13 protein-coding genes are annotated in these 15,736 nt (G+C 49.1%); 2 read left to right on the plus strand and 11 right to left on the minus strand.

Translation table 11 applies throughout. The features are described 5' to 3' along the window. Positions 1-22 precede the first annotated feature (22 nt). Positions 23-4,294, minus strand: a complete 4,272-nt coding sequence (locus KI362_RS03665) for a PA14 domain-containing protein (RefSeq protein ID WP_301624947.1) — start codon at positions 4,292-4,294, stop codon at positions 23-25. Positions 4,295-4,603: 309 nt separating this feature from the next. Between KI362_RS03665 and KI362_RS03670 the strand changes: the two genes are divergently transcribed. Then, positions 4,604-5,536, plus strand: a complete 933-nt coding sequence (locus KI362_RS03670; protein ID WP_301624948.1) for a VOC family protein — start codon at positions 4,604-4,606, stop codon at positions 5,534-5,536. 162 nt (positions 5,537-5,698) lie between these two features. On the opposite strand, the gene KI362_RS03675 is transcribed toward KI362_RS03670, so the two are convergent. Together KI362_RS03675 and uxuA are read right to left on the minus strand one after the other, a co-directional pair. Next, positions 5,699-7,306, minus strand: a complete 1,608-nt coding sequence (locus KI362_RS03675; protein ID WP_301624949.1) for a mannitol dehydrogenase family protein — start codon at positions 7,304-7,306, stop codon at positions 5,699-5,701. Further along, positions 7,306-8,382: a mannonate dehydratase gene (gene uxuA, locus KI362_RS03680; protein ID WP_301624951.1), complete on the minus strand. Its 1,077-nt coding sequence runs from the start codon at positions 8,380-8,382 to the stop codon at positions 7,306-7,308. Before uxuA ends, KI362_RS03675 begins: the two co-directional genes overlap by 1 nt. Positions 8,383-8,531: 149 nt before the next feature. On the opposite strand from uxuA, the gene KI362_RS03685 reads away from it, so the two are divergent. After that, positions 8,532-9,200, plus strand: a complete 669-nt coding sequence (locus KI362_RS03685; protein WP_044477936.1) for a GntR family transcriptional regulator — start codon at positions 8,532-8,534, stop codon at positions 9,198-9,200. 209 nt (positions 9,201-9,409) lie between these two features. On the opposite strand, the gene KI362_RS03690 is transcribed toward KI362_RS03685, so the two are convergent. The 8 genes from KI362_RS03690 to KI362_RS03725 all read right to left on the minus strand — a co-directional run bounded on the left by KI362_RS03690 (position 9,410) and on the right by KI362_RS03725 (position 15,735). Further along, positions 9,410-9,649: a NifU family protein gene (locus KI362_RS03690; protein WP_044477935.1), complete on the minus strand. Its 240-nt coding sequence runs from the start codon at positions 9,647-9,649 to the stop codon at positions 9,410-9,412. A gap of 48 nt (positions 9,650-9,697) precedes the next feature. Further along, positions 9,698-9,910 carry a hypothetical protein gene (locus KI362_RS03695; protein WP_301624953.1) on the minus strand — a complete coding sequence of 71 codons (213 nt, stop codon included), beginning with the start codon at positions 9,908-9,910 and terminating at the stop codon, positions 9,698-9,700. A gap of 57 nt (positions 9,911-9,967) precedes the next feature. Then, entirely contained in the window at positions 9,968-11,365 is a 1,398-nt protein-coding gene (sufB, locus tag KI362_RS03700) for a Fe-S cluster assembly protein SufB (protein WP_301624954.1), read from the minus strand. A gap of 42 nt (positions 11,366-11,407) precedes the next feature. After that, the gene (sufD, locus tag KI362_RS03705) at positions 11,408-12,691 is read right to left on the minus strand and encodes a Fe-S cluster assembly protein SufD (RefSeq protein ID WP_301625241.1); all 1,284 of its coding nucleotides are present in this window, start codon (positions 12,689-12,691) and stop codon (positions 11,408-11,410) included. 47 nt (positions 12,692-12,738) lie between these two features. Then, positions 12,739-13,518, minus strand: coding sequence for a Fe-S cluster assembly ATPase SufC (gene sufC, locus KI362_RS03710; protein WP_301625243.1), 780 nt, complete (start codon positions 13,516-13,518; stop codon positions 12,739-12,741). Then, the gene (locus KI362_RS03715; RefSeq protein WP_301624955.1) at positions 13,499-14,140 is read right to left on the minus strand and encodes a MarR family transcriptional regulator; all 642 of its coding nucleotides are present in this window, start codon (positions 14,138-14,140) and stop codon (positions 13,499-13,501) included. The genes sufC and KI362_RS03715 overlap by 20 nt, the downstream gene beginning before the upstream one ends. A gap of 124 nt (positions 14,141-14,264) precedes the next feature. After that, positions 14,265-14,864: a YitT family protein gene (locus KI362_RS03720; protein WP_301624957.1), complete on the minus strand. Its 600-nt coding sequence runs from the start codon at positions 14,862-14,864 to the stop codon at positions 14,265-14,267. Positions 14,865-14,886: 22 nt separating this feature from the next. Next, positions 14,887-15,735, minus strand: a complete 849-nt coding sequence (locus KI362_RS03725; protein ID WP_301624959.1) for a PRD domain-containing protein — start codon at positions 15,733-15,735, stop codon at positions 14,887-14,889. Between the last annotated feature and the right edge of the window lies 1 nt (position 15,736).

Here is a 15,736-nt window from a genome sequence, read left to right on the forward strand (position 1 = left end):
TATTGTCCTCCCCTTCAGTCCGTTATTGAAGCACAACCGGTCTTGCCAGTTGGAATGGTACTTCAAGGCTGTTATCAAATTCGTCGAACACGAACACCTTCACGCTGTACTTATTCCCGCTGACGTTAAAATACTGGGAAACATTCAGCTTGCCGTTGTTCAGCGGTATGGCGTTGATCAAGATCGGCTCGTTCCCGTTCAATAGCTCAAACACTACATAGACAGGACCCGTGTAATTCTCCAGCTGCTCGATCTCCACATCCACCTGGAGCTGATCCTCCCTCTTCACCGTTCCGGTCAGCGCAAACGTATCTCTGAACCCGTTCACCGTAAATGGAAGATCCGAAGCCAGCGGCAAGCCTGCTTCTGTTCCAGCCGCAGCATTTCCTTTCACGCGTACCAGAACTGTACCGGCAGGATAGTCATGATCACCAACCGGCTGCGGATTTGACGTCACCGTCCGCCACGTAATGCCTTCGTCTACGCTGTATTCATAGTCCGAAAGTTCAGCATAACCCGGTACCAGCTTCCACCCGAAGGTGTTGCGAGCATCATCCACCACAGGATGGGTTGGCGCAGACGGCGCACCGCCTTGCAGAACTGCCGTCCGGACCTCTGAATTGTCTCGCTTGTCCACAGCTCTGACCGCAAATTCATAGGTTACAGAGAAGTCCAGCTTTTCAATTTCAACCTGGTAGTCTGTTTGTCCCGCTACAACAGGTACATAAACGCTCCAATTCGGTCCCAGTCTCCCGCTCGTCTCATAGACCCGGAAGCCGCGAATGAGATCATCCGCAGAATGATCAGCAGGCTGTGTCCAGGCTAATACCGCCCCTCCCGTATCGGTCTTATCAATCGACAGCTCTTCTACCGGATTGGGTTTGGCGCTGTTTTGTACAATCGTATAGCTATCAAACGGATCATCCTCTCCGGAAATATACGTATGGATCGTCAGGCTATCCTCCGTAATTTGAACCCCCGAATAGATCGGTTTGTACGGCTGTTGGTAGACGGCGGCAAAAGACTTGTCCGCGTTCGCGTTAATTCCATAATATTTTCGGCCCGGCGAGTTGTTGATCATATATAGCGTTCCGTCCGGATTCATCACTTGGCCATTCGTATCGGTAGTCACATTGGCTACAGGCTGATTGTTATACATCTGATAGGATCTCATAAAGACATGGTCGTGTCCTTGAAGGACCATATCGATCCCGAGTTCATCCAGCACAGGGTATAGCTTCTGCCGCAGCTCCTTGATATCCGTATCGTTAGCATGATTGCCTACCGAATAAATCGCTTTATGGAAAGCAACGATCTTCCACTTCTTATCTGTTTGAGCCACTTCTTTGCGAAGCCACTCCATTTGCTTGTTGAATGAATTGGTCTGTGCGTCATCCCAAGGGATGTCCCCTGTGTTCAGCACCATAATATGCGCGGGACCATAGTCAAAGGAATATACGGTTCCTCTTGGCTTGGGATCTGTATACGAATCATCCGGCAAATTAAAATGATAGAAGAAATTGTTGTTGTTCGGCCCTTCATGGTTGCCGATCGTTGCCATTACCGGCAGATTCATCAACATATCCTGCGGTTGTCCGAAATAATCGCTCCATTGGCTTTCGTTCGCTCCGGCATCCACCAAATCACCGGGCATCACCAGAAATCTCGCGTCCGGATAATCGTCCAGAGCGTTTCGGAGTGATTCGGCCCAGACGCGGTAATCCTCGGTGTTCGCGCCTTGGGAGTCCGTCATATACAAAAATTCGAACTCCGTCTCGTGTTCGCCTTCGGTCGTAAAGTGACCGTCCGTGCTCCAATTTCCGTCACTGCCTACCCGGTATTTATAAGCCGTTCCCGGGACAAGGCCGGATGCTATTGCTTTATGGCTGATATAAGTACCTGTTGTGCTGCCCAGATTCAAGTTCTTCAAGACCAGCGTATCTTCCGGCGCACCGGTAAAGCGGAGTACTGCTGTCGAGTTAAAGCTTTGATCTGCAGGTACGACTTCGACAATGCTGTCCAGAATATTTCCCGGGGCATGATCCGGAGCCTCATAAGAGGTATACCAGGCAAAGGAACGAGCCGTCTTCGCGTCACCATACAGGGACATAACAATATCCTTTGGCGAGTAGTCCACAGCTTCCGACTGGTTGACCGGACTAAAGGTAAATTCACTTATGCTTTTGCCGCTATTGAACTTCAGTGCGGCTTGTCCATCATATGCGATAGTTACGATTTCTTTAGGCTTGACAGTACTCTCGAGCTTCAGCTGGAGCATGGAAGGGTCATTTGCCAGCGCAGCCTCTTCAACCTTCAGCTCCTGATCGCCGACTTTTGCCGTTAGATGATCCTTGAGGCCGGAAGGAAGTACATCCAGCTCCTCCATGAGCTGCAAGGATACGGTCTGACCGTTCGCCGCCAAGCTGCCGGCGATAGGGCCGGTATAGTCTTCAGGCAAATAAAACGCGGTTGCCGGGACAATCTCCTTCACCATCGTTGGAGTGGACCAGCGCAAGTATAAGTTCGAACCGCCGAAATCTTCGAAGTAGTCCACTTTGAAGCTATATTTCACTCCGCTTTGCAGATTCACCGGCTGACTGATTTGTTCTACGTCCCAATCATTTTCCCAGTGATCGATCACGAGCCGATTGTCAATCCATAAGCGGAATCCGTTGTCACCGATCATGTAAAAGGTATAGTCATTCGTTTCCGGCACTGTAATCTGCCCGGTCCAGGATATGTTGGCATTGTCCTGTTGGCCGACCCAGGTCTGCAGAATCGGGTCCAGATTCGTGAAGTGGATTTGCGGATCAATTATTGTTGATTTGTGTTCGCCAAAATTAAACGGCGTGCCTGTGTTCGTGTAATATTGCCCCAGTAAACCTTGATTCTTCGCAATGACAGGAGGGGGAATATCAGAACTGTTTAATTCCATGGAGAAATACAAGTCTGAACTGCTTCCTCGCTGCTGATGAACCTCCACCGCAATGACGTTCTTTCCATCTAACAGCAGGGAAGGGTCAATATCGAAATACAATTCCTCACGCTCATCGCCTACCGCATCCGGAGCAAGCGTGGTGTAGGTAATGGCTCCTTGCGGCAAATTCGTACGGTAAACCTCCTGACCGTTCAAATAGACCACTGCGCCGTCGTCACGGATCAATACGGCAGAGAGCTGCTTAATGTCGTCCGCATTGGCAATCTGAAGCTCCTTGCGGAAATAGGTCGTAATATATCTATTGTTGCTGTCCGAACCATAATCAACCGCCGTGTTCGGCTGTTCCTTACCGCTGCTGGCGTATCCGAAGGAACCCGGAGCCGACTTCCATTGGCTGTCGTCAAAATTAACAGCGGTCCAGGCCGCTCCTTGATTCGAGCCATTATCTAGATAGGTCCATTCACTGTTGTGTGCGATCAATTGCCCGGCTGCTAAAGTCATTACGGTCTTCGGCATGGTCACCACGACTTCCGCAGATGCACTGTGCCCGCCATCTTCCGTAATCACCGTAAGTTCCGTTGTCCCTGGTGATATTGCCTTAACCAGGCCGTCAACACTCACCTCTGCGACAGAAGGGTCTGCCGTGGACCAGGAATAGCCCGGCTCGTCCGCATTACTTGGTGCAATGGTTGCCCGAAGTGATTCCGATTCTCCAACCTCAAGCTCCAGCCTTGACTTATCCAGGGAAATACCGGTTACCGGAATGGCATCTGCCGATGTATTCCCGAACGTTCCGTAAGCCTCGAACTCATAAATACTCGCCTGATAATGACCATTCCCGTTAATCTCACCAGGGTTTGTAATATTCAACTTAAAGTAGCGGGCCGTAACCGGCGCATCCAGTTCATGCTCTGTCACACCGTATGTGTTGTCTGTCACCGTGACCACATGGCTCCAATGAAGCTCATCAGAGCTGGCTTCAATCGTAAAATCGCGGGTATTATACTGCTCTGGCTCCCCCGCAGCACCGGCATGGTACAGCACGAACTTGTGAACCGTTGCCTCGCTGCCCGCATCAACCTCTAACCAATAAGGGTTGCTCCGTTCAGGTAACTGTGCATCCCCTTCGTAGGACCATTTCTTATCAGCAGCTTCCCCGTCAATAGCATTGGCCGCTGAATAGCTCTGCGAAATCTCCCCGTTAGCCGTGGCCGCAGCAGCCGCTCCGGCAAATACATTGACGTCACCGGGCTGCGCCACTGCCGGCTGAACCGGAACATACCCCGTTGAGAACAACGAGGTGATAAGTATAATTACTGCTAGAACCCGACTTGTAAGCGCAATCCTGCTCTTCACTCCTAAATTCCCTCCTAGACAAAGTAATGATTGACCTAAAGAATGATATGATTTAAGACCGGTTCAAACAATACATCGATCGTAAAGGGAGGATTAAAGTTTCGTAAAATTTTTTAATATCGCCTTGGCGACCAAACTCTGCAGTTCTTCCGCCATGGTTGAGAAAGTGGCGGCGGAAGCCGTAATCTCTTCCACATATTCTTATTTAAAATTGAATGATTTCAAAATAAAAATATTTTCGAGTCACAAAGTCGATTTTCAGGGTAAAATAGAAATGATAGCCTACCCTATATGTTTGGAGGAAAATATATGAGTGACGCCAAAAACGGTCCGCTGATCCATCCCATCATCCCGCACCTCTGGTTCGACAAAGAGGCGAAAGAAGCCGCGGAGTTCTACTGTAGCGTCTTCCCGGATTCCCAGATCACTAGCGCGGTGACGTTGCGCGATACGCCTTCGGGGGATCCCGATCTCGTTTCGTTTACCGTTTGGGGACACTCGTTTATGTCTATCTCCGCAGGGCCGTATTTTAAGATCAACCCTTCCATCTCGTTTATCGTCAATTTCGACCCGTCCCGGGAGGAGAACGCAAAAGAAATGATCGATGAGGTGTGGAGCAAGCTGTCCGAAAACGGCACCGTGCTGATGCCGATCGATAAGTACCCGTTCAGCGAACGGTACGGCTGGATTCAGGACAAGTACGGCGTCTCTTGGCAGCTTATGCTGACGAACCCGGCCGGAGAGCCGCGGCCGACGATCATCCCCTCTCTGATGTTCGTGGGCGAAAATTGCGGCAAGACGGAAGAAGCCCGCGAGTTCTACCTATCGGTCTTCCGCAACGCCAAACCGGGCTCTCTCCTCCGATATGGTCCCGGCCTTGAGCCGGACAAGGAAGGAACGGTGATGTTCACCGATTTTATGCTGGAGAACACTTGGTTTGCGGCCATGGACAGCGCGCACGAACACCAATTCGGCTTCAACGAGGCGGTGTCCCTCTTGGTCAATTGCGAGACGCAGGAGGACATTGACTACTACTGGGACAAGCTTTCCGCAGTGCCCGAAGCCGAACAGTGCGGCTGGCTCAAAGACCGATTCGGCGTCTCTTGGCAAATCTCTCCCGCCGCTCTGGACGAGATGATGGCCAAAGGTACGCCGGAACAGCGCAACCGCGTCACCCAGGCGTTTTTGAAGATGAAGAAGTTCAACCTGGCAGAACTGCGCCAAGCGTTTCAAGAGGAATAAAAAGCGGGAGGATGGCACGGCCCCGCGGCCGGCATCCTCCCGTTTTGCAACTCACTGCCACAGGCCAGTCGGCGATTCGGGGAAGCACGATCAGCAGGGCTCTCTATAAGGGTGACTTTTCAAAGTGTCCATCTTACGGGTCACAGTTAACTCTCTTTACCGCTATTTCAAGTATTTCTCCAGCGTTTTCCGCACGGCCCCCGGACCTTCCAGCATTTCATAAAACATGCGCTCGATCTTCTCCCCAAGTCCGATCGCGTACAAAGGAACGCCGAAAATGTTCTCGTCCTCAAGAATAGCGCGAACTCCCGAGGTTATATCGCCAAGCTTCACCCCTGCCAAATGCCCTTGCAACGCTTCCAGCAGCGGGTCCGGACTTAATGCGAACGGCTTGCCTTCATCATCCACTCCCAGCAAGTAGCGGCACCAGACGGCAATCGCCAGCGGGATGGCCGTTAACTCGGCTGGGTCAAGGTCCTCCCGGCGGATGTACGATTTGATCGTCTCACCGAAGCGGATTCCCACTTTCTGCGAGGTATCGGTTGCGATCCGCTGCGGCGTATCGGGAATAAACGGATTGGAGAAACGCTCCTGCAGCACTTCGTCCAGGAACTGCTTGGGATTCAAAATGCCGGGGTCAACCACGACCGGCAGCCCTTCGGTGTAACCGATCGTCTCCACGAATCTGCGCAGCGTATCGTCTTTCATCTCATCCGCAATCAATGTAAACCCAAGCAGACAGCCGGATACGGCGAGGGCGGTGTGGAGCGGATTCAAGCAGGTCGTAACCTTCATCGTCTCCACTTTGTTTACGGTGTCTCTATCCGTAAATATAATCCCCGCTTCTTCCAGCCGCGGTCGGCCGTTGGTGAACTTGTCCTCGATCACCAGATATTCGCTGATTTCCGCATTCACGAAAGGCGCGGTATAGGTGTTCTTGGAGGTAATGATCACATCCATTTCGCCGATGCCCTGCTCCAATAGCGCGGCCTGCACCGTTTCCGACGGACGCGGCGTAATTTTGTCGATCATGGACAACGGGAACGAAATATTGCGTTCATCTTCAAGATAGTCGATGAAGCCCGCTTCGACCAACCCTCTCTTCGCCCACTCCCTGGCAATCGTCAAGACGGCATGCTTCAGCTTGTCACCGTTATGCGAGCAGTTATCCATGCTGACGAAAGTCATCGGATATCGGCCTTTCAAATAACGGCGGTAAGCCAGCGAGGCGACAATGCTCATCACGTGAATCGGCTGCACGGGACCAGCTTCCATGTCCTTCTCCACGATGCCCAGGAAATGACCGTCCGGGCCGGTCAGGGAATAGCCTTTTTCCGTAATGGTGAAGCTGGCCATTTGCAGACTCGGATGCTCAAAGATCTCGATTAGGCGGCCGTAATCCGCTTCCCGGTTTTTGTCCGCCGTAACGGCCTCAACAATGCTGGCGACCACCTTCTTCTGAAACTCTCCGCGGGCATTCATCAGTACCAGCAGCGTCAAATTGTCATAAGGCTTGTAGACCTTGTCGATCATTTCAAAATCAAACGACTCCGCAGCGATAATCCCCGTATCCGCTTTGCCGCTGTCCAGCAGTTTTTGGTGGGCATTCGCCACAAAACCCCGGAAGATGTTGCCTGCGCCGAAGTGAACCCATTCCGGCTTTGAACCTGTGTTCTTCGCCACTTGCGCGATATCAAACTGAGGCAGCTCCACGCCTGCAGCCGCCCATGCCGAGGCATCGGAAATACGGTTAAAGGATAAGCGGAGCATTATTTTGTCTCCTTCGCATTTTCCAGGCTGTCCCAAACGCCCAGCAAATACATGACGCCCAGCGCCCGGTCATACAGGCCATAGCCCGGACGGCAGTTCTTCTCTTCTCCCCACAAATGTCGCCCATGATCGGGACGCACATAACCGGTGAATCCATTTTCGTGATAGGCCTTAACGACTTCCGCGATATCTACGCTGCCGTCACGCCCCCGGTGGGACACCTCGATAAAGTCCCCGTTATCAAACACTTTCACATTACGGATATGGGCAAAATGAATCCGGTCATGAAACTCGCGGATCATCGCCGGGAGATCGTTCTCGGGGTTCGTTCCCAGCGACCCCGTGCAGAAGGTCAGGCCGTTATACGGACTGTCCACGGCGTCCAGCATGCGGCGGATCGTGTCGCGGCTGCGAATGATGCGCGGCAGACCAAAAATCGGCCAAGCCGGATCGTCGGGGTGGATCGCCATCTTGATATCCACTTCTTCACATACCGGAATAATCCGCTCCAGAAAATACTTCAGATTCTCAAACAGCTTCTCTTCCGTTACATCCGCATAGGCGGCGAACAGCTCATCCAGCTTCGCCAGCCGTTCCGGCTCCCATCCCGGCATCGTGAAATCTCCGGCGCCTTTCAGAATCCGGTCCACCATCTCTCGAGGATGATTCGTAATGGCAGCCTTTTCATAAAAGAGCGCGTTCGAACCGTCGGGAAGCTCTTTGTACAGCTCTGTACGCGTCCAGTCAAAGACCGGCATGAAATTATAGCAGATCACTTTAACGCCGACTTTGGACAGTTTACGAATGGTATCGATATAGATATCGATATATTTGTCGCGCGTCGGCAAGCCGATTTTAATATCATCATGAACGTTAACGCTTTCCACAACCGCCGTACTGAAGCCTTTGCTTGTAATTTGGTCGGCCACTTCCTGAATCCGTTCCATTTCCCATACTTCTCCGGCCACTTTGTCGTGCAAGGACCAAACGATTCCCATAACTCCGGGAATTTGCCGGATATGGTCAAGGGTAATGTTGTCATTCCCTTCTCCATACCATCGCCATGTCATATTCATTTCATGATCTCCTCCTTCTTGTATACAAGATTGAACTGATCATAAGATACAAGTTTGAGAAGCGTCTGTTAAATTTATCACCTAGCTTGAATTCGATTTATGTTAACATGATGTATACCAGATAATACGAAATCAAAGCAGGAGTCCACATGTCAATTAAAGATGAGATCATGCGATCACTGAAGAGCGAAATCCTGACTCTACAACTAAAGCCCGGCACCATTCTAAGCGAAACCGCCCTATCCGAACGTTTCCAAATCTCAAGAACCCCGCTTCGCGATGTGCTGAAGCAGCTCAGTTTGGAGTCCTATATCGATATCTATCCGAAGAAAGGCAATCTTGTTTCCTTTATTGATTTGGAATCGGTGGAACAAATCATTTATTTGCGCAGCGTACTGGAGAAAGAAATTATCAAATATTTATCCTCCCACCTTCTGCTCACAGGCGTTCATGAGCTCAAGGAGATTTTGGACAAGCAGCTGGCCGTTATCCATGAAGACGAAGGCGGCGAACGATTTATGAATCTGGACGACGCTTTTCACCAATCCCTGTTTCGGCTGGCCGGGCGGGAGTTCCTGTGGAATCTGATTCAGCAGTCCAATGTCCATTACGCCAGATACCGCAGGCTGCATATGTTGAGAAAGGAAAAGCTGGTGGAGCTCCATCAGGAGCATAGCACCCTTCTCGAATTTATGATGAATAAGGAAATCGATAAACTGGACGAGCTTATCCATCATCATTTGAGAGAGGATATTAATTCTATGTACTTACAGAAAAATTTCGCGGAGTATATTAAGACCGGGGCTGGGGCGTCATAGCTGAAAAAGCTCAGGGCATCTGCATAAGCATCTGCCCCTGTAATCAATTAATTATTCTTTTGGGGAATACCTACAAATCGGTTTCGTTGATTTGATTCGGCATTTCTCCTCCTGAATGTCATCCCCATGATGAAGAACGTGATGATTATTGAAAAAGGAACCCGTGAAGAGTTCCCTTCCGTCGATACCTTCTTATCGTTAAAAGAAATTTAAAATACTTGTACCACTTCTTTAATATCATCGATTTCCTCAAGAATTGCGCGTTCGATAGCGGCTTTTAACGTAATCGTCGCACTTGGGCAACCGTTGCAAGCTCCCAAAAACCTTAATTTGGCGATACCGTTCTCAACCTCGACCAATTCAGCATCCCCACCGTCACGCAATAAGAAAGGACGTAGCTTGAAAAGCACTTCCGATACTTCGTCGAACAAAATCCCGTTATCCTCCATCATGCAAACTCCTCTCATTGTTTTCCCAACAGTCAATTCTTGCCTTTTTCATTCTGGATGCTCTGATTGATCCTTTGCCTTTTTTGTCAGAGAGGCCTCTTGCTCTGAAAGTTCCATTAAAATCGTATAAATTGGATCTGTAGGTATCATCACACCACAACTTGTAGCCATTCCTAAGAGCATACTAAGATAGAACTGAACTTTCTTCTTCTCTCGAGTAATTTGCTCTAATTCTGAGCTGTCTGAGTTATTTTTCTTCATTAAAACACACCCTATGCCTCCTATTAAGTGAAACGCTTGATGGATGAAAGGAATAAATCAACCGATGCTTCCCTCCATTTCAAATTGAATCAGCCGATTCATTTCAACAGCATATTCCATCGGCAATTCTTTGGTAAACGGCTCAATAAAGCCCATTACAATCATTTGTGTGGCCTCTTGCTCCGTAAGCCCGCGGCTCATTAAGTAAAATAATTGCTCCTCGGACACTTTGGATACGGTTGCCTCGTGCTCCAAAGTAATCTGATCGTTCTTAATTTCATTGTACGGAATCGTATCCGATGTTGAGAGATTGTCCAAAATCAACGTATCGCACTTAATATTGGACTTGGACCCTGCGGAATCGCGGCTGAAGCTGGACAACCCCCGGTAGCTGACTTTGCCTCCCTGCTTGCTGATGGATTTGGATATGATCGTAGAGGTTGTCTCGGGAGCAAGGTGAATGACCTTCGCGCCGGCATCCTGATGCTGATCTTTACCAGCTACGGCAATGGAAAGGATGGACCCCTTGGCTCCCCGTCCTTTCAAGATTACAGCCGGATACTTCATTGTTGCCTTGGAGCCGATGTTGCCGTCCACCCATTCCATTGTGGCGTTCTCTTCTGCGACGGCCCTTTGGGTTACCAAGTTGTAGATATTAGGAGCCCAATTCTGAATGGTCGTGTAACGGACACGGGAATCTTTCCGGCAAATAATTTCAATAACTCCGCTATGCAGAGAACTGGTACTATAAATAGGTGCTGTACATCCTTCAACATAATGGACAAAGCTGCCCTCTTCGGCAATAATTAATGTCCGCTCGAATTGGCCCATATTTTCGGAATTGATACGGAAATACCCTTGTATCGGAACCTCACACTGAACGCCCCGCGGAATGTATACAAAGCTGCCGCCCGACCAAACCGCACTGTTAAGCGCCGCAAATTTATTGTCGGCAGGAGGGATGATCGTCCCAAAATATTGTTTAAACACTTCGGGGTATTGCTTCAATGCAGTGTCCGTATCAAGAAAAATAACGCCTTGATCCTCCAGTTCTTTCCGCATATTATGATAGACGACTTCCGACTCGTATTGAGCGGATACGCCCGCCAGGAACTTTTGCTCCGCTTCAGGGATTCCCAGCTTATCAAAGGTGGCTTTAATCTCGGAAGGAACCTCCTCCCAGGTCTTTCCCTGTTTTTCCGAAGGGCGAACGTAATATTGGATGTCATCCAGATTAAGCCCGGCCAAATCCGCTCCCCACCCAGGCATCGGCATTTTGTAGAATTGTTTCAGAGCTTTCAGCCGAAAATCGAGCATCCATTCCGGTTCTTCCTTGATTCGGGATATTTCCCGGACAATCTCTTCAGTCAGACCTTTTCCGGATTGAAAAATAGACTGGTGCCCGTCGCGAAACCCGTATTTATACTCGCCCATATCCGGCGCTTGTTTAGCCATTAGTAACACTCCTTTTTTAACCTTTCAGACTCATTTGATTTGCTAGGATCTGCCGAGCTTGCTATCCACCAAATCTTGCAGGCGGTCGCGAACCCCCTCTAGCGGGATTTCCGAAATGACAGGAGCGAGGAATCCGAAAATAACAAGATATTCGGCTTCACTCCGTGATATCCCGCGCGACATCAGATAATAGATTTGTTCCGCATTGACCTGCCCCACGGATGCAGCATGACCGGCGGTTACATCATCCTCATCGATCAGCAGGATCGGATTGGCATCGCCGCGGGCTTTAGGGCTTAACATAAGCACGCGTTCTGTTTGCTGACCATCGCAATGAGTTGCGCCTTTTTCAATCTTTGTAATTCCGTTGATGATGGCGGTAGCTTCATCAAGCATGACTGCACGCGTAATCATCTGGCTTACCGAGCTTCTGCCAAAATGCCGGGCTTGCGTGGTGTAGCTCGATTTTTGAATGCCCGTGCCAATCGCAATCACCTTCGTGTCGGATACCGACCCATTGCCTTGAAGCAAAGTCTTGGTATCGCTGGCGGTATAACCCTTATTCATCTCCCCGATAATCCATTCCACGGCCCCCTCGGCAAGAACGACCGCCTGCCGCTCGGTGAAATCCGTTGTTGCTGCAGCAAGCTGATGAACCGAAGCGACCTGCACCTTCGAGCCCGCTCCCGCAAAGACCTCAACCACACCGTTATGCAATGCCTTGACATCATCCCCGCTCGATACACAATGATCCACATAAATGATCTTGCTGTTGCTCCCGGCCACAATTAAGACGTGAGGGGCGAATCGCACCCCGCTTGTATCGTTAAGAAAGATCGCTTGAATCGGCGCTTCAACCTCGACACCGTCCGGGACATATAGAAACACGCCGCCACTCCATAAGGCGCTGTGTGCAGCAGATAAACGATGCTCTTCCGGCTTCACTGCCTGATAGAGATAACGTTGAACCAACTCCTCATGCTCTTTTGCCGCTGTATGCAGGTCCGTTAAAATGACTCCCTGGGCGGCTAAGCTCTCGGACAATTCCGTATACACTACATCCGAATTGTACTGAACGATCAGTCCGCCTATCACTGGAGAAGCAACCAAGCCTCGAACAACCTCCGGCGCCTCTTCCAAACTTGACCACGGATGCTCCGCTTTGTAATCTCCTGTGTCGTAGATATCCCATTTCTCAAGTTTGGTTTTCTCCACTTTAGGCAGCTCCAGCGTTCCTGCCAGCTCAAGTGCCTGAATCCGGCGTTCAAGCAGCCAATGAGGCTCACCCATAGCACTTGACCAAGCGCGTAAAGCATTCGCATTCATTGAAATTCCTGTCTGTATACCCACTTGCGTTTCCTCCTCTCCCGCTTTTAAACTTCCTCGCCTACCGTCTCATCCGTAATCCCAAGCTCCTCTTTCACCCAATCGTACCCTTCGGCTTCCAGACGTTGGGCAAGCTCCGGGCCGCCGGATTTGACAATCCGGCCTTGCATCATGACATGCACAAAATCGGGGGTAATATAATTCAACAGGCGCTGATAATGAGTGATGATCAAAAAACCTCGATCCGGGCTGCGCATCTCGTTTACACCATTAGCCACAATACGCAGTGCATCAATATCCAGCCCGGAATCCACTTCATCCAGAATCACGAACTTGGGCTCAAGCAGCATCATTTGCAAAATCTCATTCCGCTTTTTTTCACCGCCGGAGAATCCCTCATTCAAATAACGATGCGCGAATTCCGGGTTCATCTCCAGCCCCTTCATTTTGCTCTCCATTTCACGGACAAAACGGATTAAGGAGATCTCATCGCCTTCTTCACGCCGCGCATTGATGGCGCTTCTGAGAAAGTCGGAATTCGTCACGCCGGCAATTTCACTCGGGTATTGCATCGCGAGGAACAAGCCTGCCCGGGCCCGCTCATCTACCTCCATCTCCAGAAGATCCTCATTGTCCAACGTCACCTTGCCGTCCGTAACCTCATATTTGGGATGGCCCATTAAAGCCGAAGCCAACGTACTTTTTCCCGTTCCATTAGGTCCCATAATCGCATGAATCTCTCCGCCATGAATCTCCAATGTGAGTCCTTTTAAAATTTCTTTGCCTTCAATCTTGCTTCTTAATTCCTCAATCTTTAAGGTCGTCATTCTCCCGTACTTCCCTTCCGTAGAGTTTTTCGGCACGCGCCAACAAATCACTCATAAATTTTCCGATCGTCTGTAACTCAGCCTCTGAATAGGACTCAATAAATTGGTAAAAACCTTCTTCCTTTTCTTGATGCAGCTTTTTATGCAAATGATAAACACGTCTTCCCTTATCCGTTAAGCTAAAATAAATCTCCTTCCGGTTGTTGTTCAACTGACTCTTCCTAATAAAGTCCGTTTCCAGCAGCTTTGAACAAATATTAGTAATGCTTGCTTTGGACAAATCCATTTTCTTCACAATTCCGGTATGGTTTATAGGTTCATAATCACCAATGCAATCGATCACGTGGACACTGGTAATATTGTTAGAAAGCATGTCGATCTGGTGCTCTCTGGCTTGTTGCCGAAACATGTCAATTTCATGCTCCATATACAACTCGTTCAGATGCAGCATTTTTATATACTGCTCGTAAAGATGACCTTTAAAATCATGTTGAAACTCCAATTTCGCAATCTCCCCTCTCTTGTAGTAATTACGGGCCAAATTCAGTGGCAGCAATAGATCATTACTTTTTTGTTCAGCACTAAACAAAATCATCTTAACACAGGTGATAATGATTATCAATATCAATAATTTTGATAAGCTGTAATTCTGGAGCCGCCTCAACCTCATAGAAATCGCCCTTCAACTAGCCTGCCGGGCCAATTGAAGGGCGATTAGTATAAATCATAATATTATCGGGATACCGTTATGCCCGACGGAATCTTGCAATGAGATGGGGCACTGATTTTGTGAAATCCATCGTTCGTCCCATAATGAGGGATGCCAGGAATGTGAAAAATGCCGTTTTGATGTCCATGATCATAGCTCCAAGTAAAAGAACCACAAAATCAAATGCGATATGAATCGTACCCATCTTTAGATTAGGAAAATGAAGCTGAATTAACCGTCCTATCAGTCCAACCCCACCGCTGGTCAGCCCTTGGCTAAAAACGATGCCCGACCCGAATCCCAGGCATGCCCCGCCAATCAGAATGCCTAACCATAGAGGAGGGTGCACCCAATTTCGGATGGGATACAAAAGGTCGAGGAAGACGGACAGAGCCCCTGCAACAATCACGGTCTGGATCACGAAGGAACGGCCAATCCGTTTCCAAGCCAGCAATAGCAAGGGAACGTTAAGAGCAAACACGATGATCCCCGGACTCCAATTTAGAGTATAGAGAGTGAGAATCCCGATTCCCGGAAATCCTGTACTGAACAAGTGAACGGGAACATATCCTGCATTTACGCCTAAACCCATAATAAAACATCCAATGAACGAAATCATAATGCGGTTCAATTTCAATATGGAAGAACCTCCGTCTAATCTAAGCCAACTGGTTATGGGAGATCAGCCTGTGAATATGCACGGCCAGATAGGTGAGCTCCTCGTTTGGAATGGTTTTTCCGTATACCTGGTGAATATACTCCTTGATTTTGAACGCCCCGTCCATCGCCTGCGGATACAGGCTGGCAATTTGCTCAAACAGGATATTGTCCGTATTTTCCAGCATCTTATCCGTGTAAAACCGCTCCACAAAAAACTTCACATGGGTTACAAAACGGGTATAATGAACGTTCTCCGCTTCCATATCAATATTCATTGAGTATCTCACCAGGTTGACGATGCTGCCGATCATTTTAGCCATCTTCATGCTGTCCCTGGATTCCTTCTCCCCGCTTTGGGCATTGATCAAATGAAAAGCGATGTTGGCCGCTTCCTCTTTGGGCATGTCGATGTGCAGCTTTTCTTTGATCAGCTCCAAGGAGAAGAGTCCGATTTCAAATTCCTCGGCATAGTAATTTTTAATCTCCCAAAACACTTTGTTGGCAATCGCGATATTTTTGTGATACCGTTCCACGGCAAAATGCAAATGGTCCATAAGGGTAAAATAGATCCCCGTGTTGAGCTTGGTTTGCAGCTTCTTTTCCGCGTAAGCCACGATTTGCCCGGTCAGTTCCACGTATACCGGAGGAATAGCGTCCAATACGCCAAGATACTCTTTGACTTTGACATTTTCGACGGGTACGAAGATTTGATCGGCTTGGTGCTCCTCGACGGTATTGCCCGCTTTCTGGCCGTAGCCGATGCCTTTGCCAAACAGAATGTACTCTTTGCTCTGCTCATCCTCCACCAAAACTACGCTGGAATTCAACACTTTTTTGATTTTGATCACA

This window comes from Paenibacillus apis, assembly GCF_018333295.1.
GTDB classification, from domain to species: Bacteria; Bacillota; Bacilli; order Paenibacillales; family Paenibacillaceae; genus Fontibacillus; species Fontibacillus antibioticophila.